The sequence below is a fragment of the Cytobacillus sp. Bva_UNVM-123 genome (assembly GCF_046351715.2).
GTDB lineage: Bacteria > Bacillota > Bacilli > Bacillales > Cytobacillaceae > Cytobacillus.
The window spans coordinates 3,171,864-3,191,268 of sequence record NZ_CM177772.1 but is presented as its reverse complement, the minus strand read 5'-3'; the positions used below and the strand labels follow the sequence as shown (position 1 = coordinate 3,191,268).

General features: G+C 36.2%; 22 protein-coding genes. 15 read left to right on the top strand and 7 right to left on the bottom strand.

The features are described 5' to 3' along the window. Positions 1-25: 25 nt before the first annotated feature. The 3 genes from KDN24_RS16415 to KDN24_RS16405 are packed head-to-tail and all read right to left on the bottom strand — an operon-like array spanning position 26 to position 3,636. The gene (locus KDN24_RS16415; protein WP_491348079.1) at positions 26-406 is read right to left on the bottom strand and encodes a DUF6262 family protein; all 381 of its coding nucleotides are present in this window, start codon (positions 404-406) and stop codon (positions 26-28) included. Continuing rightward, the gene (locus tag KDN24_RS16410) at positions 399-2,510 is read right to left on the bottom strand and encodes a tyrosine-type recombinase/integrase (RefSeq protein WP_409970512.1); all 2,112 of its coding nucleotides are present in this window, start codon (positions 2,508-2,510) and stop codon (positions 399-401) included. Before KDN24_RS16410 ends, KDN24_RS16415 begins: the two co-directional genes overlap by 8 nt. A gap of 13 nt (positions 2,511-2,523) precedes the next feature. Continuing rightward, the gene (locus KDN24_RS16405; protein ID WP_409970513.1) at positions 2,524-3,636 is read right to left on the bottom strand and encodes a tyrosine-type recombinase/integrase; all 1,113 of its coding nucleotides are present in this window, start codon (positions 3,634-3,636) and stop codon (positions 2,524-2,526) included. A gap of 326 nt (positions 3,637-3,962) precedes the next feature. Here KDN24_RS16405 and KDN24_RS16400 point away from each other — a divergent pair, with 326 nt between their 5' ends. The 6 genes from KDN24_RS16400 (at position 3,963) to KDN24_RS16375 (ending at position 9,432) form a co-directional block, all read left to right on the top strand. Further along, complete coding sequence (locus KDN24_RS16400; RefSeq protein ID WP_409970523.1) at positions 3,963-4,583, top strand: stage V sporulation protein AA; 621 nt, start codon at positions 3,963-3,965, stop codon at positions 4,581-4,583. Then, positions 4,570-4,995 carry a stage V sporulation protein AB gene (locus KDN24_RS16395; protein ID WP_409970522.1) on the top strand — a complete coding sequence of 142 codons (426 nt, stop codon included), beginning with the start codon at positions 4,570-4,572 and terminating at the stop codon, positions 4,993-4,995. Before KDN24_RS16400 ends, KDN24_RS16395 begins: the two co-directional genes overlap by 14 nt. A gap of 32 nt (positions 4,996-5,027) precedes the next feature. Beyond that, positions 5,028-5,615: a stage V sporulation protein SpoVABEA gene (gene spoVAEA / locus KDN24_RS16390; RefSeq protein WP_409970521.1), complete on the top strand. Its 588-nt coding sequence runs from the start codon at positions 5,028-5,030 to the stop codon at positions 5,613-5,615. A gap of 1 nt (position 5,616) precedes the next feature. Beyond that, a complete protein-coding gene (locus tag KDN24_RS16385; protein ID WP_491348490.1) occupies positions 5,617-7,071 on the top strand; it encodes a spore germination protein in 1,455 nt (484 codons plus the stop codon). A 190-nt stretch (positions 7,072-7,261) separates the two neighbouring features. Beyond that, positions 7,262-8,581 (top strand): diaminopimelate decarboxylase, encoded by a 1,320-nt coding sequence (gene lysA, locus KDN24_RS16380; RefSeq protein WP_409970520.1) that lies wholly within the window; start codon positions 7,262-7,264, stop codon positions 8,579-8,581. A gap of 488 nt (positions 8,582-9,069) precedes the next feature. After that, complete coding sequence (locus KDN24_RS16375; RefSeq protein ID WP_409970519.1) at positions 9,070-9,432, top strand: GNAT family N-acetyltransferase; 363 nt, start codon at positions 9,070-9,072, stop codon at positions 9,430-9,432. A gap of 65 nt (positions 9,433-9,497) precedes the next feature. Here the strand turns inward: KDN24_RS16375 and ltrA are convergent, their stop codons facing one another. The 4 genes from ltrA to KDN24_RS16355 form a co-directional block, all read right to left on the bottom strand. After that, positions 9,498-10,760 carry a group II intron reverse transcriptase/maturase gene (gene ltrA / locus KDN24_RS16370; protein ID WP_491348469.1) on the bottom strand — a complete coding sequence of 421 codons (1,263 nt, stop codon included), beginning with the start codon at positions 10,758-10,760 and terminating at the stop codon, positions 9,498-9,500. Further along, complete coding sequence (locus KDN24_RS16365) at positions 10,702-10,956, bottom strand: hypothetical protein (protein ID WP_409970504.1); 255 nt, start codon at positions 10,954-10,956, stop codon at positions 10,702-10,704. Before KDN24_RS16365 ends, ltrA begins: the two co-directional genes overlap by 59 nt. 377 nt (positions 10,957-11,333) lie before the next feature. Then, positions 11,334-11,846, bottom strand: coding sequence for a DUF309 domain-containing protein (locus tag KDN24_RS16360; RefSeq protein ID WP_409970598.1), 513 nt, complete (start codon positions 11,844-11,846; stop codon positions 11,334-11,336). A 109-nt stretch (positions 11,847-11,955) separates the two neighbouring features. Then, positions 11,956-12,051 (bottom strand): YjcZ family sporulation protein, encoded by a 96-nt coding sequence (locus KDN24_RS16355; RefSeq protein ID WP_409970597.1) that lies wholly within the window; start codon positions 12,049-12,051, stop codon positions 11,956-11,958. A 206-nt stretch (positions 12,052-12,257) separates the two neighbouring features. Here KDN24_RS16355 and KDN24_RS16350 point away from each other — a divergent pair, with 206 nt between their 5' ends. The 9 genes from KDN24_RS16350 to KDN24_RS16310 all read left to right on the top strand — a co-directional run bounded on the left by KDN24_RS16350 (position 12,258) and on the right by KDN24_RS16310 (position 19,390). Beyond that, a complete protein-coding gene (locus KDN24_RS16350; RefSeq protein ID WP_409970596.1) occupies positions 12,258-13,031 on the top strand; it encodes a segregation/condensation protein A in 774 nt (257 codons plus the stop codon). Then, positions 13,018-13,605 carry an SMC-Scp complex subunit ScpB gene (scpB, locus tag KDN24_RS16345; protein WP_491348078.1) on the top strand — a complete coding sequence of 196 codons (588 nt, stop codon included), beginning with the start codon at positions 13,018-13,020 and terminating at the stop codon, positions 13,603-13,605. Before KDN24_RS16350 ends, scpB begins: the two co-directional genes overlap by 14 nt. Before the next feature lie 64 nt (positions 13,606-13,669). Continuing rightward, the gene (locus KDN24_RS16340) at positions 13,670-14,089 is read left to right on the top strand and encodes a hypothetical protein (protein WP_409970594.1); all 420 of its coding nucleotides are present in this window, start codon (positions 13,670-13,672) and stop codon (positions 14,087-14,089) included. Between the two features lie 167 nt (positions 14,090-14,256). Continuing rightward, positions 14,257-15,147, top strand: coding sequence for a superoxide dismutase (locus KDN24_RS16335; RefSeq protein WP_409970593.1), 891 nt, complete (start codon positions 14,257-14,259; stop codon positions 15,145-15,147). 261 nt (positions 15,148-15,408) lie between these two features. Continuing rightward, positions 15,409-16,557 (top strand): D-alanyl-D-alanine carboxypeptidase family protein, encoded by a 1,149-nt coding sequence (locus KDN24_RS16330; protein ID WP_409970592.1) that lies wholly within the window; start codon positions 15,409-15,411, stop codon positions 16,555-16,557. Next, positions 16,550-17,134: a nucleoside recognition domain-containing protein gene (locus tag KDN24_RS16325; RefSeq protein WP_409970591.1), complete on the top strand. Its 585-nt coding sequence runs from the start codon at positions 16,550-16,552 to the stop codon at positions 17,132-17,134. Before KDN24_RS16330 ends, KDN24_RS16325 begins: the two co-directional genes overlap by 8 nt. A gap of 9 nt (positions 17,135-17,143) precedes the next feature. Next, the gene (locus KDN24_RS16320) at positions 17,144-17,677 is read left to right on the top strand and encodes a spore maturation protein (RefSeq protein WP_409970590.1); all 534 of its coding nucleotides are present in this window, start codon (positions 17,144-17,146) and stop codon (positions 17,675-17,677) included. A 160-nt stretch (positions 17,678-17,837) separates the two neighbouring features. Then, positions 17,838-18,563, top strand: a complete 726-nt coding sequence (gene rluB / locus KDN24_RS16315) for a 23S rRNA pseudouridine(2605) synthase RluB (protein ID WP_409970589.1) — start codon at positions 17,838-17,840, stop codon at positions 18,561-18,563. A 302-nt stretch (positions 18,564-18,865) separates the two neighbouring features. Then, positions 18,866-19,390: a thiol-disulfide oxidoreductase ResA gene (locus KDN24_RS16310; protein WP_409970588.1), complete on the top strand. Its 525-nt coding sequence runs from the start codon at positions 18,866-18,868 to the stop codon at positions 19,388-19,390. The last annotated feature ends 15 nt before the right edge of the window (positions 19,391-19,405 follow it).

Below are 19,405 nucleotides of genomic sequence, written 5' to 3'. Positions count from 1 at the left end.
AAGAGGGGTAGAAGGTTATTCTCCTTTATAACTTTTTATAAACATCTGCATAAGCAACTTTCAGTTGCTCTCTGAGTTGTTTATTTTCTTCCTCCAATTTTTTGTTCTTTCTTTTTAGTGAGGCGATAAGGGCATCTTTATTGCTTTCGTTCATTTCTCGTTTTACTTGTTTCGGTGTAGGTACTTGTAATTGCTGATTTCGTAATGTTTCAATTCTCGAACGGAATTCCTTGTTGTTATACAGTGTTGCTTTTGATATACCAGCTTCATTGGATACACTGTTGAAATTTATTTTTTCATTAGCTTTAATAAGCCTTTTAATGGCTTCGTCTACCTTCTGATAGGTGTTAGCTCTACGAATCGCATGAATGGCTTTCAAGTGGGCTGAACGATCATATTCAGCCATTTTGAACACCTAAATTTCTTTTGATACGGGCTTGTCTACCAAAGATAATATTTCCTCCTTGAAGGGTATTTAAAATGTTCTGATACCGTTGTAAATTTCTTTCGTTTTTCTCAGCTATATCTTTTCGACCTCTTTGTTTTGCTATTTCAATTGCTTTTATAGTTGTTTTAATGTGAAGCTCATATTTTTCCTTATCTAACTCTGAAAAGCCAACAGCTAAATCCTTACATGGTGTTTGATTGTCACCGCAAGTAAGACAGGGTGGGGCTTCCATATAAGGACAGCTTCCGTTTAATCGAGCGTGACATGTTCCATAAGGGTTGTCCATCGCATTCAGCTTGTGATCCTGCCATAAGGCATCTAATATATCGGTTGGTATGTCTTCATCTGCCCTGATTTCCTGTACTTCGCCGTTTAGGTTAAATGTGAAAACTCCTTGCCTGATTACCGATTCAAATGCCTTTCTTTTCGTATCGTCTAATAGTCTTGCATACCTTAATGTCATTTCTGGTGAAGCGTGTGCTAAAAGCTCCTGTACCGTCAGTATATCCGCACCACCGTTTAACATCTTCACCCCATAAGTATGTCGGAATTGGTGAGTTTTAAAATGAAATAAGATTCCACTTTCATCAGTGATATTCTTTTTCATTGCCAATACGTTTAATTCTACTCTTATAAAATCTTGATCAAAAGGTTTTCCTTTCCTTTGACCACGATAACGAACGAAAATATAACCTTCGGGATTGTTATCTTGATTGCTATGCTTTTTAGATTTTTCTATCAAAACCGCAAGGATTCCAGCTAATTCATCATCAATGGGGATTCGGTGCCCTTTAACATAGGTTTTTTCAATATCAGTTTCAATGGAGTATTGACCATTTAGTTTCACCAAGCAATCAGAAGTTAACCCTAATACATCGGAAATTCTAAGGCCTGTTTTAAATGCAACCATGACAACAGGAATAACATCTTTATGCAAGTCATCAATATGAGTAAAGAGTTGCTCTAATACATAGTCAGGGATGTAATCAATTTCATCAATTGATTTTTTTCTTATTTTAGGCTTATCTTCAGGATAGATTAACAATCTTACATGAGTGGCGGGAGCCATTTCATACTCATATCGTTGAATATCCTCAAGAAACTTTTGTAAGTATGTTAATGATTGATATACATACAGTTCAGGATTCGAGTCTCGTCGTTTTAGATTGTTTTTAGCGTATTCATGTAAGTATTCAACGTACTCTTCAATATGATGACGTTTTAAGGATTTTATATCAAACCATGATTTTTCCTTAGAGAAGATAAACTTGAAAAATTCAGATAAAGAATAAAGATATTTTATTGCTGTACTCCAAGAGAAGTTATTTTTACTTAATAACCGTTGTTTATAGTATTTTTTAACTTGCTCACGAACTCTTGGGTCAATATTGTAAATATTAAGGAAATAATTTTTATCGGATTTATTGTAATAAATACCGTATTTTTCATGTAAATTACGAATATCCCATTTGTCTTTTTTCCATTCTTCACGTTTATCAGTGAATCGTAATAGGGCATTATAAATGAGTCTCAAAAAACTAGCTACTGGTGTTTTTATGATAGAATCTTTTCTTATTTCTCGTTTTTTAATAAAATGGGTCTTCAGTCCAATTTCATTCAACCAAAACAAATACTCACGTTCTACTTTATCAATATCTAACCCCAAGAAAGATGATAGTTTAGGATATTTCTCGTTAAAGAACTTCGTCAAGTTATTTAACAATTTTTGATATTCAGATGCAGTTTGGATTGACCACAAATCATTAAACAGTTTCTTATAATACACATATTTCACTTGTAAATTGATAGATGGATTGATGAATTGAAACTTAAGAAATTTAAGTGAATCCTTATAGTTCGTTACCATTTTATTAAATTGCTTAATTTTACCTATATCATAGATACTCCATATGTCGTTGATTAAGAAATATGGATTGTTTACTTCTTCAAATGAAACAGAACCATCTTCATGTACTGTTTTTTCGAAGTACATTGAAAGTTCTCTTTGTAAACCTTCATGAAAACCTATTCCTTTTACCTGAACATTCTTTATTTGCTTCATCCATTAACTCCTTTCAGCTATTTTTCTTTAAGTTAAATTCGGATTGTGCCTTTTGCCAATCTTCTCGAATATCTTCATTCGAAGGATGTAGGTATAGGTTCATGGTTGTTTGGATTTGTGAGTGTCCTAACCGTTCTTGCACTTGTTTAATATCCTTCGTTTTCTGATAATAGATTGTAGCGTGAGTATGGCGGAATAGATGAGGGTGTAGGTTTATCCCTGTTTTCTTTTTTAAACGCTTAAATAAGGATTCTACATTCCAGTATTCCATTGGTTTCCCTACATCTTTACCTCGCAACTTTACAAAAACAAAGTTTGAATCTAAATCCAATTCGTCAATCACTTCATACAAGTAATCATCATATAAGTCCAATAAGGATTGTGACACATATATTTCTCGTTCTCCTGTTTTTAACATAGCACCATTTTTCAACTCGCCACGATCTACTAAACGAATCCGATGCCCCTTCCCATGATCATAAACAAAATCCTCCATGAAAAGAGCGAGAGCTTCACCAATACGCAATCCTGTTTCAAATAACAATTGAATTAAGAACCTATCTCTTATATTAGTAGTTGCTTGTAATACTTGTTCTTTTGAGAGTGTTTCTACTCTTTTGCGTGGTTCATTTAATTTTAGTATGTTTCTGATTGACGGCTTGTCCTTATTAACATGATGTAAGAAACTTTTGTAGCGTGAGTGTCCTCCTGTAAAAACTTGCCTCATTAACTTTTCCATCATGTCATTTTGTACTTCTTCATTTCGGTAGAGGTAATCATAGAAGTTTGCGATAACTGTAATTGTAAGGTTAATTGTTTTTTCTGTTCGCTTTGCTTTCTCTTTTTGTAGAGGAGTGACTTTTGAACTCTCATAAGGACTTCTTAACCAACCCACAAACTCTACTAAATCTTCTAACCTAATAGACCAATAATCTATATTTGTTTCTTCCAAATAAGTGAAAAAATGTTTTATGGAATAGCAATATGTTTTTTGAGTATTAGGACTTTTCCCTGTCTTATCTAAATATTTTATATATTTCATAACTGGCATTACAGGGAATCCATTTTGATCCAATAATATGTACCTCTTACTGTTATTCTCCAAGATAACCTCTTGAACCCTAATAGCATTTCACCTCCGAAAATTTAGTAACGTTCGGTCTAAAGACCTCACTACGCCTCCCGGTGTGGGCTACGTCCTCCACCTTGCTGTAGCAAACGTATGTTCTCTTTATTATATACATATTAGACTATATTTTCAATAATTAGTTAATAAATCAAGTATGTATAAAATAAGAGGATATATGCTCATATATTGAACATAATATCCTCTTATTAGTTTAGTCTATTTAAATGTAATCCATGCGGTCTTTCCAATTTTTGGCCAACATGAAGAAAATATATCTAACTCATACTATTATATATGGAAATTAAGTGTGGGAAGTGAACGAAATGGAACATACAGTTTATATTCGCTTGTGCCACCGAGTACAGGTACGACCGCACGAAACGATTTTATTAAAAGATGTTGCCCAAATTATCGCTGCTGAAACTATCATTGAGAAGCTTGAGAAACTCCCAATTTATAAAGTTACAGAACTTGATCAAAACATAATTGTTATCGATGTGATGAAAATAATTCGTTTTGTAAACCAAAAGATTCAGCCCGTTGATATTCAAACGATCGGTCCATCACAAGTAATTATTGAAGTCATTTCGAAAAAGCGTAAAGTATCGATTCCACTGTTTTTAATCGTGTGGCTTCTTTTGTTTTTTGGGGCAGCACTTACAATTATGAACTTTCATGAAGATGTTAGTATGCAGCGAGTCCAACAGCGTATTTATACAATCATAACGGGTGAAGTTGATAAAAAGCCTTTAATTTTTCAAATTCCATATTCCTTCGGATTAGGTTTAGGAATGATTCTATTTTTTAATCATCTTTTTAAAAAGCGATTAAATGAAGAGCCAAGCCCTTTAGAAGTTGAAATGTTTAATTATCAGATGGATTTAGATCAGTATATTTCATTAAATGAAAACAAAGAAAGCATGAAAAGTCTTGACGACGATTAATGTTTTATTTGTTATTTTTATCGGCTTAGCGGGTGGGCTTGCGGTTGGCTCTGGTTTTGTTGCTTTTTTGACAGTCTTAGGCATTATTCCAAGATTAACTCAGCTTACAAAAACAATGAAAATGATTCGCTTCTATGAGTGGGCAGTCGTTTTAGGTGCGGTGATAGGTGGATTAGCTACTTTATGGGATTTTTACTTTCGACTCACCCCTTATCTTTTAATATTCATTGGCTTTGCTACAGGAATATTTGTAGGTATGTTAGCTGCAGCATTAACCGAGGTATTAAATGTCTTACCTATTCTGGCAAAAAGAATTGGGATTGAGCGAAAGATTATCATCCTGTTAATGGCAATTGTATTTGGTAAAATATTCGGGTCTTTATTTCAATGGATTTATTTTGTAGGGAAGTAAGTTAAATTCGTAGATGAGAGGATAATCTAGCTATGGAAAAGCAGCGGCACGTTATTTTAATAACTGATGGGGATGACTATGCTAGAAAATCAATTGAATATGTCGCCAAGGAAGTAGGAGGCAGGTGCATTTCATTGTCCCATGGCAATCCAACATCTATAGATGGTCCCCTAATTGTAAAACTCATTAAAAAAGCAGCAAACGATCCTGTTTTTGTCATGTTTGATGATAGTGGGCTTGTCGGTGAAGGTGCTGGAGAGAAAGCATTAAAATATGTTGCGAGACATGAAGATATTCATGTTTTAGGTATATTGGCTGTAGCTGCGAAAACAAAGCAGGCAGAATGGACGAGAATTGATATTTCGATTGATTGTAATGGAGAGCTTACACCATATGGGGTCGACAAATTTGGGATACCTGAATTGGAAATAGGAAGACTAAATGGTGATACAGTTTATTGTCTTGATGAACTGAACGTACCCATTATTGTTGGAATCGGTGATATTGGTAAAATGGCGAAAAAGGATCATTACGAAAACGGTTCTCCAATTACAATGAAAGCTATTGAACTTATATTAGAAAGGAGCGGTTATCGTGTCAGACAACAAGCAGGAGAATAAAATGCCTATCCCTGAATCTTTAGAAAAAATAGAAAAATATATGGAAGAGCGAGTTGGACTAGAAGTATGCTGTGATTTAGGGTTAAGGAGACTAAAGATTCTTCGCAAAGGGGTCGACCTCTATTATGTAAATGGTTTAACCGACTCACTAATTATAAGTCGATTAATTGAAGAGCTTGTTGAAATAAATGATAATGAAAAGCAAACCTCGAAAATTTTTGAAATTATTGAAAATCGCCTTGTACATGATTCTGTTGAGAAAATAAAGACAATGGATGAACTTGTTGATCAAGTCCTATCTGGACTCATTGTTGTCGTAATCGAGGGAGAAACGACTGCATTTGCTGTAGATGTCCGTAGCTATCCAGGAAGAACGCCTCTGGAACCTGATACGGAAAAAGTTATTCGCGGGTCTAGAGATGGATTTGTTGAAAACATTATATTGAATACTGCATTAACAAGAAGAAGAATCAGGGATGAAAGGCTCCGTTTTGAAATTACATCGGTTGGTGAAAGATCGAAGACAGATGTTGCGATTGCGTATATAAAGGACATTGCAAATAAAGATTTGATCGAAATTGTAAAACGAGAAATTGAAACCATTAAAATTGATGGAATTCCAATGGCCGATAAAACAATTGAGGAATTTTTATTTAAACAAGGATATGATCCATTCCCTTATGTTCGTTATACTGAGCGTCCAGATGTTGCTGCAACCCATTTACTTGAAGGTCATGTGCTTGTATATGTAGATACATCACCAAGTGTAATTATTACACCTACAACGTATTTCTATCATATGCAGCATGCGGAAGAGTATCGACAATCCCCTGCTGTAGGAACTTTTGAACGTTGGATGCGTTTTATTGGAATAGTCTCATCCTTATTCCTGCTCCCCCTTTGGTTTTTATTTGTGTTGGAGCCGTCATTGTTACCAGAAAAGCTGTCATTTATTGGACCGAACAAAGAAACAAATGTCCCCATCATTTTTCAAATATTCATTGCGGATTTTGGAATAGAGATTTTGAGAATGGCAGCCATTCATACGCCGACTCCACTGGCGACAGCTATGGGATTAATTGCTGCTGTTTTGATCGGACAAATTGCGATTGATGTTGGACTTTTCGTTCCTGAAGTAATCCTTTATGTATCATTAGCTGCTATTGGAACATATACGACTCCCAGCTACGAATTAAGTGTCGCCAATAAGATCACAAGGCTTTGCTTCTTAATTGCAGTTGCTTTGTTTCACGTTCCAGGTTTTGTTATCTCCATTACAATATTCATTATTTGGCTTGCATGTAAAAAACCACTGAACACACCATATTTATGGCCATTTATTCCATTTTATCCAAAAGCATTTTTACAAATATTAGTTCGTCGTGCAATTCCAGGTTCGAAGCTTCGCCCAAGTATTAATCGTACTGAAGATCGTGTAAGACAGCCGGTCAAATGAAGGGACTTACTTTTACAAAGTAATTGAGCTTCATGTATATTTATGTTAAAGTGTTTTTAATTCTTTTATGAATTCTGTCTATTTAATGTTGCGGAACAATAAAGGGTGTATTTATATGTCACATTTGCATTTTTTTGAATAAAATAGTAAAGGAAACAGGCATTCTATGCTTTTAGGAAGAGGGGAAAATATGTATTTTCACGGGACGATGAAAGTGAATGCTAAAGGACATTTAGAAATAGGCGAAATGGATACAGTAGAACTTGTGCAGGAGTTTGGTACGCCGTTATATGTATATGATGTCGCATTAATGAGAGAGAGAGCAAGGGGCTTTAAGCAAACATTTGAAAATCTTGGGGTTGCTGCACAAGTAGCATACGCGAGTAAAGCATTTTCCTGTATTGCTATGGCGCAACTTGCAAACGAAGAAGGATTATCTTTAGATGTTGTTTCTGGTGGGGAGCTTTATACAGCATTAATGGCTGAATTTCCACCTGAACGTATTCATTTTCATGGGAATAACAAAAGTAAAGCTGAATTAGAAATGGCTTTACAAAATAATATAGGATGTATTGTTGTTGATAATTTCTATGAATTAGAGCTACTAAGTTCATTATGCGAAAACATGGCGAAAACAACAAAAATCCTCTTAAGAGTTACACCTGGTATTGAAGCACATACACATGATTATATTTTAACAGGTCAGGAAGATTCGAAATTCGGCTTTGATTTGCAAAATGGACAAGCTGAGCAAGCATTGAAAATCGCACTTGAATCTTCAAAAATAGAAATGTTAGGAATACATTGCCATATCGGATCGCAAATTTTTGAAACAACGGGTTTTATTGTAGCAGCAGAAAAGATTAGCCAAAAGCTGTATGATTGGAAAGATAAACTAAGCTTTGAAGCAAAGGTGCTAAATTTAGGTGGTGGATTCGGCATAAGATACACAGATGAGGATAAGCCACTTCCAGCAGCACAATACGTTGCAGAAATCATTCAAGAGGTTCAGAAACAAGTTGCAAAATTTGCTTTAAATATGCCAGAAATTTGGATTGAGCCAGGACGCTCTTTAGTTGGTGATGCTGGTACGACATTTTATAAAATTGGTTCAAGAAAAGAAGTGCCTAATATTCGCCAATATGTTGCCGTAGATGGTGGGATGAGTGATAATATCCGTCCGGCTCTTTATCAAGCAAAATATGAAGCTGTGCTGGCAAATCGAGTACTGGATAAAGCTGAAGAAACGGTTTCAATTGCTGGAAAATGTTGTGAGTCAGGAGATATGCTTATTTGGGATTTACCGTTGCCAAAAAGTAGTAGCGATGATGTACTAGCGGTTTTCTGTACAGGTGCGTATGGTTATGCAATGGCCAATAATTATAATCGCATACCTAGACCACCTATTGTTTTTGTTGAAAATGGGCAGGCAAAGCTCGTCGTTCGAAGAGAGTCGTTCGAAGATATAGTTCGAATGGATTTGCCCCTGAAAGAAATGATAAAATATTAAGCACCCTCATACAGGTGCTTTTTTTTGTACAACTAGCTGCATTAAACAAAGAAAAAGGCGATGGACCAAAGGTTTAAATGGTCATTCATCGTGCCGAAACAGGAAATGCCATTTAAGTGAAAAAGCTCCTATTCCATTTGGCATAATGGTAATCTAGCGGCATTTCGTGTAAAATAAGAATAATCCACGAATCAATGAATATAGAAAGAAATAGTGATAATGTTTTTTTGGGAGGACACTAAACGATTTATGAAGAAAAAAAATTGGCTTCTCTTTGCTATACTTTTCATTTTTAGTCTCTCATGGGGATTATATTATTGGTTTTTCATTGTTCCATCTCAGTAAGGACCAAAAAACTCGGCATCATAAGCAGGCTTAAAGTTTCGGAACAAACGAAGCGCACAATCTATATAATGCTAAAGAGGTTTGAATTGGTGAAGTTTGGGGGAAAATATGGATGGAACGTTTAATCATAATGAGGGATAATGATGTTAATACGATATAAGAAAACTTTTGAGAAAATTGCAATGGGTCTCTTATCTTTTATGCCAAATGAAAAGGACTTGAAAATACTACAGCAAACGATGAAGCAGTATGAATGTGAAGAGGATTTAAGTTTGTTTTTATGGAAAGAAGGAGAAGATATCATTGGATTAATAGGCGCTTCATTTGATAATGATTTCATTATGATTCAGCATATCTCTGTCAATCCTTCTCATCGACATCAAGGGATTGGAAAATCAATGGTTAAGGCATTACATGAGATGTATCCAGAAAAAAGCTTAACAGCAAATGAAAATACAGAAGCGTTTCTAGATAAATGTGATTATCATACTGATACAATCGAGTAGGAGGGGGTGATTAACCCCCGACCTCTCACACCACCGTACGTACGGTTCCGTATACGGCGGTTCAATTAAGATGAGTAACGCAAAGATTCGTAACGAACTTGCAGACTTCTTAACCCTTGCTTTTCCCAGTAGGAAATGCCGAGGGTTCTGTGTAATATGGGGCTATTTGAAATTCGCCAGTAGCCTTTTCGACTGTTTCCCCACTCATATGCTTTTCCATAAGGAATGTTAAAGCGAGCGAGATTTCTGACTCTTGTTCGTGGGCTCTTCCAATTCTTCCAAAGGCACATTCGCAATCTTCTTTTAATCCAGCTGTCTAAAGATTTAAATATTGTTGGTGTCTCTGCGAGCGCGAAGTAACCACACCAGCCAGTTAGATATTGATTTAGTTTTTCAATGCGATATTCCATTGGAAATGGCATCTTTCTTGAGGTAATTTCTCGTATTTTTTTCTTCATTCGGTGTAGGCTTGTTTTCGCAATACGAACCTTCGGTTCTTTATGGTAGGTAAAACTAAACCCTAAGAACTTCCGATTCCACGGTCGGTCTACTGCTGACTTTTGTTCATTTACTTTAAGTCGTAGTTTTCCTTCAATAAATCGCTGTACACTTGCCATCGTACGTTCGCCTGCACGTTTACTTTTCACGTAAATATTACAGTCATCTGCGTACCGAACGAATTTATGACCTCGTCTCTCTAATTCTTTATCGAGCTCATCTAACACGATGTTTGAAAGTAACGGGCTGAGTGGACCACCTTGTGGTGTTCCTTCTTCTGTACTTGAAATCACTCCATTTATCATGACACCGGCTTGGAGATATTTTCGGATGAGTTTGAGTAATGGCTTATCTTGAATTCTTTTTGCTAATGTACTCATTAAGCGGTCATGATTGACTTTGTCAAAGAACTTTTCTAAGTCCATATCGACAACCCATCGATATCCTTCTTTCAAATAACCTTTCGCTTTTCGGACAGCGTCATGGGCACTCCGATTTGGTCGAAATCCATAACTATTATCCGAAAATATTGGATCATATTCCTCTGATAATATCTGCGATATAGCTTGTTGAATCAAACGGTCTGTCACGGTGGGGATACCTAGTAAACGCACACCGCCGTCTGGTTTCGGGATTTCGACACGACGCACCGGTTGCGGTTCATAGGTTCCCGCTAGAATCTGCGATTTAATGGATTCCCAATTTTCGAGGATGTGCTCTCGTAAGGATTTTACGGGCATCATGTCTACTCCATGGCTTCCTTTATTCGCCTCAACTCGCTTGAGTGCTTGTATCATATTCAGTCGTGCTAAAATTTGATTCAATTTCACCATTTCGTTCCTTTCCGTGAATAACTTGTCTTCTTATAACCGCCTGAACTACACCCTCCATGAAGCACCTCATGGGATTCACCACTACCTTCATCATGTGAGGTTTCTCTGTTTTCTGTGTTCCATCATCCAGAACGGCATGCCAAGGGCTATTCTCTCTTAATTGTTCAGTCCTTCCAAATGGTTCTAGACCCATTTGTACTATGACCTCTGCTGACTTCTGATGATTCAGCTACTTGTCGCCAAGTAGGTTATGAAGGGTACTTCATGTTCTCATCAGACCTCCCCAGGTAAGAGTGCAATCTTTCCCTCCACCTATCTGCTTCATTTACTCTGTATCACCTTCGACAGAAAGGACTTTGTTTTGTTTCGCAAACTCGTCCAATGATACCTAGCCTCATATGAAGTTCGTGTTCCTCAGACCGGAGGTTTGCCGCCCGCTTCCTTCAGATTCTGCGTCACCACAGACACCCTTGCGTTAAGCTACTGCTACTTCTGCCTTCACAGTTCGGGACTTTCACCCTATAGATTGCACCCATGCTGGGCGCACGAAAAAGGCAGCGAATAGTGAATTCACTGCCTTTTTTTCAATGCATTTAGTCTATCATTAATAACAGCACTTCGATCCCGAAGTGAGTGGCGATTAATTAGCCCCTGATTCGTTAAATCACTCTCCCTGCACCATTCAAGGCTTTTTTGTTGAGAAAGCTCCTTACATTCAGAAATTAATAATGGATCAATAATTGGTAAATTGAAACTAGAATATGGACTACCTTTAGAGATTTGATTCAGTTTTTCCTGAAGGTTTTGTAATAATCTATCTTGGTTTAATCCTAAAATTATTAATTGTTTTTTATTTATTTCAAGAATTTCAATTGATTTTGTAAGAGTTCTTTTTGCACCGATAAAGTTATGACGGCGATGGTGGTAATTCGCTACTGCTAGTAAGATAAATCCTACCCAGATAGATTGTTTGTCGCGTGGTTCAGTCATTTTCCAAAATTCCTCTAGCACTTCATGACATTCGAAGTAGTCTCGATCTCCATGAAAGTGAACTAAAAATTCGATGTATTCTTTTGGATACAATCGTCTACCCCCTTATCCAATATTCAATATTGTCTCATAAATTTACATAATAAAAACCCGGCAGCTAACCCGGGTGAATGCTTATCTTAAATTATACTCTTAATCACTCTTAAAAACACCATGAAGCTCCTACAATGACCAATAAGATAAATAACACAACGATTAAGGCGAAGCCAGTACCTTCATGGCACCTAACTTTTGACATGCAACTTACCTCCTGTTTTTTCGGTTTACTTGTTTCTATTTCATATTATGTATGTGTTTATTCATTTGTATGGGCGGATTAAAGTTTTTTCGGTCCTTTGTAAAGTACTGACAGTGAATTTTCTATTGGATATCAACTATGAATAACTTATACTAGAATTAGCCAGTGCTTTTTTGGTGTATATTTAGAAATTTTGGTGGTAAGTTATGCAGCATTATAATGTGAAAATTGACGCCTTTGAAGGGCCTTTAGACTTGCTTCTTCATCTCATTAACAGACTGGAAATTGATATATATGATATTCCAGTTGCTGAAATTACTGAGCAATATTTATCTTATATTCACGCAATGCAGGAGCTGCAGCTTGATGTTGCTAGCGAATATTTAGTGATGGCCGCAACTCTTCTAGCGATAAAAAGTAAAATGCTGCTTCCGAAACATGAGGAAGAGCTTTACGATGATGATTATGAAAATGAACAAGATGAAAATCCGATGGATGAGCTTGTCGAAAAATTAGTTGAATATCGAAAATATAAAGAAGCAGCAACAGATTTTAAGGTATTAGAGCAAGAAAGGGGCTTAATATTCACGAAGCCACCGAGTGATTTATCAGATTATGCAAAAGATATTCAAATCGAAAAAATAGATTTAAATGTTACGATATATGACATGATTGGAGCTTTTCAAAAATTACTCAGAAAACAGAAATTACAAAAGCCTCTCTCAACAAAGATTACCCGTCAAGAAATTCCAATAGAAAAACGGATGGCCGAAATTCTTAATGAATTGAGAAGTATTAAAGGAAAAAGAAGTTTTAATGACTTATTCCCTGTCCCTGATCGGGAACAAATAGTAGTGACATTTTTGGCAATCTTAGAACTTATTAAGCGAAAAGAAATTCAGATTGAACAGGAAAATAATTTTGCGGAAATATTTCTATCAGCTGCTGAGGAAGGAGTGACGTTTAGTGGGAATCGTTAATTGGAAAGGGATTGTAGAAAGTCTTCTGTTTGCAGCTGGAGATGAAGGTCTTACTTTAAAACAAATTTCACTCGTTCTCGAGTTGGATGAAGTTCAGACGGAGACAATTGTAAAAGAACTTATCGAAGATTATCAGGACAATTCAACACGAGGTATTGTCATTGTCGAGCTTGCCGGCACATATCAGCTAGCGACGAAAAAAGAAAATGCTGCCTACTTGAAAAAGCTTGTCATTTCTCCAGGAAATACAACACTTTCACAGGCAGCTCTTGAAACATTAGCCATTATTGCCTATAAACAGCCAATAACAAGAATGGAAATTGAAGAAATAAGGGGAGTTAAGACAGAACGTCCTTTGCAAACACTTGCCGCCAAAGCTTTGATTAAAGAAGTTGGCAGAGCAGAAGGGGCGGGTCGAGCCTATTTATATGGAACGACAAAGGAATTTCTTGATTATTTTGGCTTGAAAAAAATAGAAGAGCTTCCTCCTCTCCCAGAAAACGTCGATAATGAATTTATTCAAGAGGAAGCAGATTTATTCTTCAACAAGTTTCAGGATACAATCGAGCTTTAATATATTTCAAGTTGCTTATTTGTGCTAATATGATAGTTGAACAATAGATTTGGGAGGGATTTATTTGTTTATTAAAGAATGCCAAGGATATGAACTTGAAAAGGAAAAATCGAATACGTCCGAAGATTTTTTCAATCGGAGTGAAATTACGTTTGAAGAAGATGGACAAGAAAAAACATTACATGTTTTGTATGTTCGTTACTTCGATGAATTCTTTCCAGAGTTTACACCATTTGAGACGAATCCATTATTTAAAGCTGGTACAAGAGAAGTTGATTTTAAAGATATAGTAGCACTTGTTTGTTTATTGAAAAATCCAGGTCTTCGTCATCGCAAACGTATTTATATTAATTCTCAAACAGAGTTTGCATCCTATTTTCAAGACGTTGATTTTTCTAAAATTCCTACCATATTTGAGGAATTGGAAAACAAAAAGAGCTACCATCTTCGTTCACCATTGGAATTTATTGTTCAGCCACAGTAATGGCTCAAGAGGTACATAAAAGGAAATAACAAAGTTGAAAGAAGTCTAATTCTTAAATGAGTTAGACTTATTTTTCTTTTTCTTTTTCCTACACGTTTCTTGTGCAATTTGGCCAACCAATCACTCATAGGATAAAAAGGGACTGAAGAGGAGGAGGGAAAGAAAAAATGAGTAATTTCGAAGAATATATTCAAAGTGTCTTTACATGGAACAAGCAACTTAAAGAGTTTTTAGAGTCGGAAAATATTGATAGAGAGGATGAACTTTGGAAAAGGATGAATCGATTCTCAGCCATTATGGAAGGGATTAATAGCCCTTTAAATGATGAAGAACTAATCAATATTCAAAATCAAGTTGAAGAGCTTCATACTGAAATGGAGAAATATTTTTTGGAAAGGCAGCATATTGGAAGTATTCATATACATTCCCCAAATGTAGCTGCTGGTCAACATTCACTTCCCCCATTGCCATATGCATACAATGCATTGGAACCGTATATTTCTGAAGAAATTATGAGACTACATCATGATAAGCATCACAAATCATATGTGGATGGCTTGAATAAAGCGGAGAAAATGTTGAAACAAGCAAGGCAAGCAGGTGATTTTTCACTCGTTAAACATTGGTCGCGTGAACTAGCTTTCCATGGGTCTGGTCATTATCTTCATACGATTTTTTGGAATAATATGAGCCCAAAGGGAGGGGGAAAACCATCTGGGGCGTTATTAATTGAAATTGAAAAGTACTTTGGCAGTTTTGAAGCTTTTAAGAAGCATTTCTCAGAAGCTGCTAAACAAGTAGAAGGTGTTGGCTGGGCAGTGTTAGTTTGGTCCCCGCGTTCACGTCATCTTGAAATATTGCAAACTGAAATGCATATGAATTTAACACAATGGGATACAATTCCGCTGTTAGTATTAGATGTTTGGGAGCATGCCTATTATCTCCAATATAAAAACAACCGCAGCGATTATGTAGATAAATGGTGGAATATCGTGAACTGGCATAATGTGCAAGAACGCTTTATGAAGGCGTCTGAGCTAAAGTGGAAGCCATATTAAGTTCATTTAGCATTAAGGTGGAAAACAACTTTGTTTTTCACCTTTTTTTGTCATAACCATACTTGTCCAGCATAAACTTGTAAAAAGAAAAGCAGAAGCGGCTTGCTCAGGGGCGACAAGCTTAAGACGAGCTGTCATGAAGGTTGTACTTTAACCTTCATGACAGATTGGCTTAAGACCTCGAGCCCCTAGCCGCTAATGCTAGACAAAAGAAAAGCAGAAGCGGCTGGAAGATAGTCGATGGGAGACGGGGTTAATGCAATGAAAAAAAAGAATAAGCTACTAATAGCTTTTGTTATGACAACAATATTAATTGCACTTTTCCCAGAGCGTACGGCTGCCTCTGTCTCTGTTAGTGCAAGAAGTGCAATTTTAATGGAGCAAAGTTCGGGACGTGTTTTATTTGAAAAGGATGCGCATGTACGAAGCAGAATTGCAAGCATAACGAAAATTATGACTGCTATAATAGCCATTGAGTCTGGACAAATGGAAGAAATCGTTAAAGTTAGTGAAAACGCAGTGAGAGCGGAAGGCTCCTCAGCTTATTTAATTCCAGGAGAAAAAATTAAACTGGAGGATTTAGTCTATGGATTAATGCTTCGTTCTGGAAATGATGCGGCTGTGGCTATTGCGGAACATGTAGGTGGAAGCTTGGATGGATTTGTGTATTTAATGAATAAGAAAGCTGAAGAAATTGGCATGGTTAACACTCATTTTGCGAATCCTCATGGACTTGACGATCATGAAAATCATTATTCAACAGCTTATGATATGGCTTTGCTTACGCGCTATGCGATGAATAATGACGAATATAAGAAAATTTCCAGTACGAAAATTCATCGAACCCCACATCCAACTGAAAGCTGGGAGCGGGAATGGAAAAATAAAAATAGGCTTTTAGAAATGTATGAATATTGTACGGGTGGAAAAACAGGATTTACAAAGCGAGCAAAACGAACTTTAGTAACAACGGCAACAAAGGGGGAAATGGATTTAATAGCTGTAACCTTAAATGCTTCAAACGATTGGAATGATCATATTCAAATGTATGAAATGGGCTATCGTACATATCATTTTGCTGAAATTCTATCGAAGGGTACCATTAAAGATGTGAAGGATCCATTTTACAAACAAAAGGTGTATGTAACCCACGGATTTAATTACCCTGTTTACGATGAAGAAAGAGAACTATTCCGGATTGAATATCAGTTAAAAAAACCTCGAAAAGATTGGAAAGATGGGAAGGTTATTCCGAATATTGTGGGTAAAGCAATCGTTTATTTTGATAATGAGCCCATCACAAAAATCCCAGTCTATTATAAGCAAGTAGGAAACACAGAAAAGGAATCATTTTTTGAGCGATTCCGAAGTCTTTTTACTTCTATCATTGGTGTGAAACAAAATGGTTAATATTATTTGGGTTTTACTTACAGTTATTGGCGTAATCTTTGCCATGTTAAATGGAACAATGGCTGAAGTAAATGAGGCAGTATTTAAAGGAGCAAGTGAAGCTGTTACTTTATGTATCGGATTAATTAGTATCCTTGTATTCTGGCTCGGAATCATGCGAATCGCAGAGGAAGCTGGACTGCTAAATAAACTATCACTTTTTTTTAGGCCGATCGTCAAAAGATTGTTTCCGGAAGTGCCAAATGAGCATCCAGCAATGGGCTATATTTTGTCCAATATGATTGCGAATATGTTCGGGCTAGGAAATGCTGCAACCCCACTTGGAATTAAAGCGATGGAAGAATTAAAAAACTTAAATGGTGGTAAAAATGAAGCCAGTCGTTCAATGATAACCTTTCTTGCAATTAATACATCAAGTATAACGCTCATTCCAACAACCGTTATTGCAATTCGAATGAATTATGATTCATTATCCCCTACTGAAATTGTCGGCCCGACATTAATTGCATCTATCTGTTCCGCACTGGGCGCCATCTTAATTGATCGGTATTATTATTATCGAAGAACTAAAAGGTGATGAGGTCGGATGGAAGTAATATCAATTATCTCTCTATGGTTTATACCAGTTCTTATCGCAGTTATATTAGTATATGGTACAATTAAAAAAGTTCCTACTTATGAAAAGTTTGTTGATGGTGGTAAAGAAGGAATAAAAATTGCTGTTTCAATCATTCCATTTTTAGTCGGAATGCTGGTTGCCATCTCTGTTTTTCGTGCTTCTGGTGCATTAGAATATTTTATGCAATTTCTTAAACCGGTGCTAGAAGCGATTGGCGTTCCAGCAGATATATTTCCACTAGCGCTTATCCGCCCAATTTCAGGGACAGCTGCACTTGGAATGACGAGTGATCTTATCGCTGTTCATGGGCCAGATTCTTTTGTTGGACGTCTGGCATCGGTGCTGCAAGGGAGTACTGACACAACTTTCTACGTACTGACTGTTTATTTCGGTGCGGTAGGCATACGAAAAATGGGAGATGCTTTGAAGGTTGGTCTTTTGGCTGACTTAGTTGGAATTATTGCAGCAATTGTTGTTGTAACACTTGTTTTCGGTAGTTAAATGATTGATTTTGTTAAGATACCTTAATTGGGTATCTTTTTATTTTTTCTCAATCAAATTAAGTCTACTTTGAAAAAGGTATGATTTGTGTCATAATTCAAAAGGAAAGAAAAAGGTATAATTTTTTATAAGTATTTGTACTTTAGTTGAGGTGACACATATGGAAAGATTACAAAAGGTAATTGCCCATGCTGGATTTGCATCCCGTAGGAAGGCAGAACAGTTGATTTTAGAAGGGCATGTTAAAGTAAACGGAGAGATTGTGAAGGAATTAGGGATAAAAGTTTCACCGTCTGATCGTGTTGAAGTAAATGGAATTCCTGTTGAAAGAGAGAAGCATGTTTATTACCTCCTTTATAAGCCAAGAGGCGTTATATCGAGTGTCGCAGATGATAAAGGTAGAAAAGTAGTAACGGACTATTTTCAAAGTATTGAGGAGCGAATTTATCCAGTTGGCCGTTTAGATTTTGATACATCAGGTATTTTAATTTTAACGAATGATGGGGAATTTGCTAATCTTCTTATGCATCCGAAAAGTGAAGTTGAAAAAGTTTATGTAGCGAAAGTAAAAGGGATTCCTTCTCGAGAAGAATTGAAAAATCTGGAAAGAGGGATTCGCTTAGAAGATGGAAAGACCGCACCTGCAAAATCGAAACTTCTTTCTTTGGACAAAAAAAAGCAAACAGCTATCGTTGAACTTACGATTCATGAAGGACGTAACCGTCAAGTAAGAAGAATGTTTGATGCGATCGGTCACCCTGTAGTGAAGTTAAAACGAGAAAGGTATGGCTTCTTAACTCTTCAAAGTTTAAAGGTGGGAGAAGCACGGGAATTAACGATTCATGAAGTTAAACAATTGCGTGCACTGGCACTTAAGAAGCGATAATATTTTCTTTATCGTTTTTTTGGCTAGTCGGAAAGTTTAAGTTTATTAACGTGCTAAGTAAAATTACATTCAAATAAAATATTGCTTATAACACCGCATAAGAAAAGCTAAGGCATTCGCCGAAAGGACTTGGCGAACACTAAGTTTTTCTAATAAATTTCATAGAAAAGTCATACTTCCTTCATATTATAAACATTATCAATATGGTGATAAGTGATATAATTAATTTCAAACTGCATAGTTTTCTGAGTTGAACGATCACATTTATTACGAAAATGCCGCATTTTTTGGGGGGGATTTATATGAAAAAAAAGCGCTTACTAACAAGAACGATTATCTTGATTCTACTCGGTTCTGCGGTTGCTTATACTTTATATGCAAATTTTACGAAAGAAGACGTAAAAAAAGTTACAATGGGGGAAATTGCTCCTGATTTCGTATTAGTAGATATGAACGGAGAAAAGCACAAACTCTCCGATTATAAGGGGCAAGGTGTGTTTTTGAATTTTTGGGGTACATATTGTAAACCATGTGAAAGAGAAATGCCTTATATGGATAATCAATATAAGCAATTTAAGGATAAGGGTGTACAAACATTAGCTGTTAATGTGAGTGAGTCAGAGCTTTCAGTGAATAAATTTATTGAACGGCATAATCTTTCTTTTCCAGTAGTCATTGATAAGGATGGACAAGTGCAGGCTGCCTATGGAATTGGAGCACTTCCGGCAACATTTATGATTGATAAAGAAGGGAAGGTAGTGAAATACCATACGGGCCAGTTAACAGAAGAAATGATTAAAGATCTTATGGAAATGGTTAAACCATAAGATATAAGGGGTTTG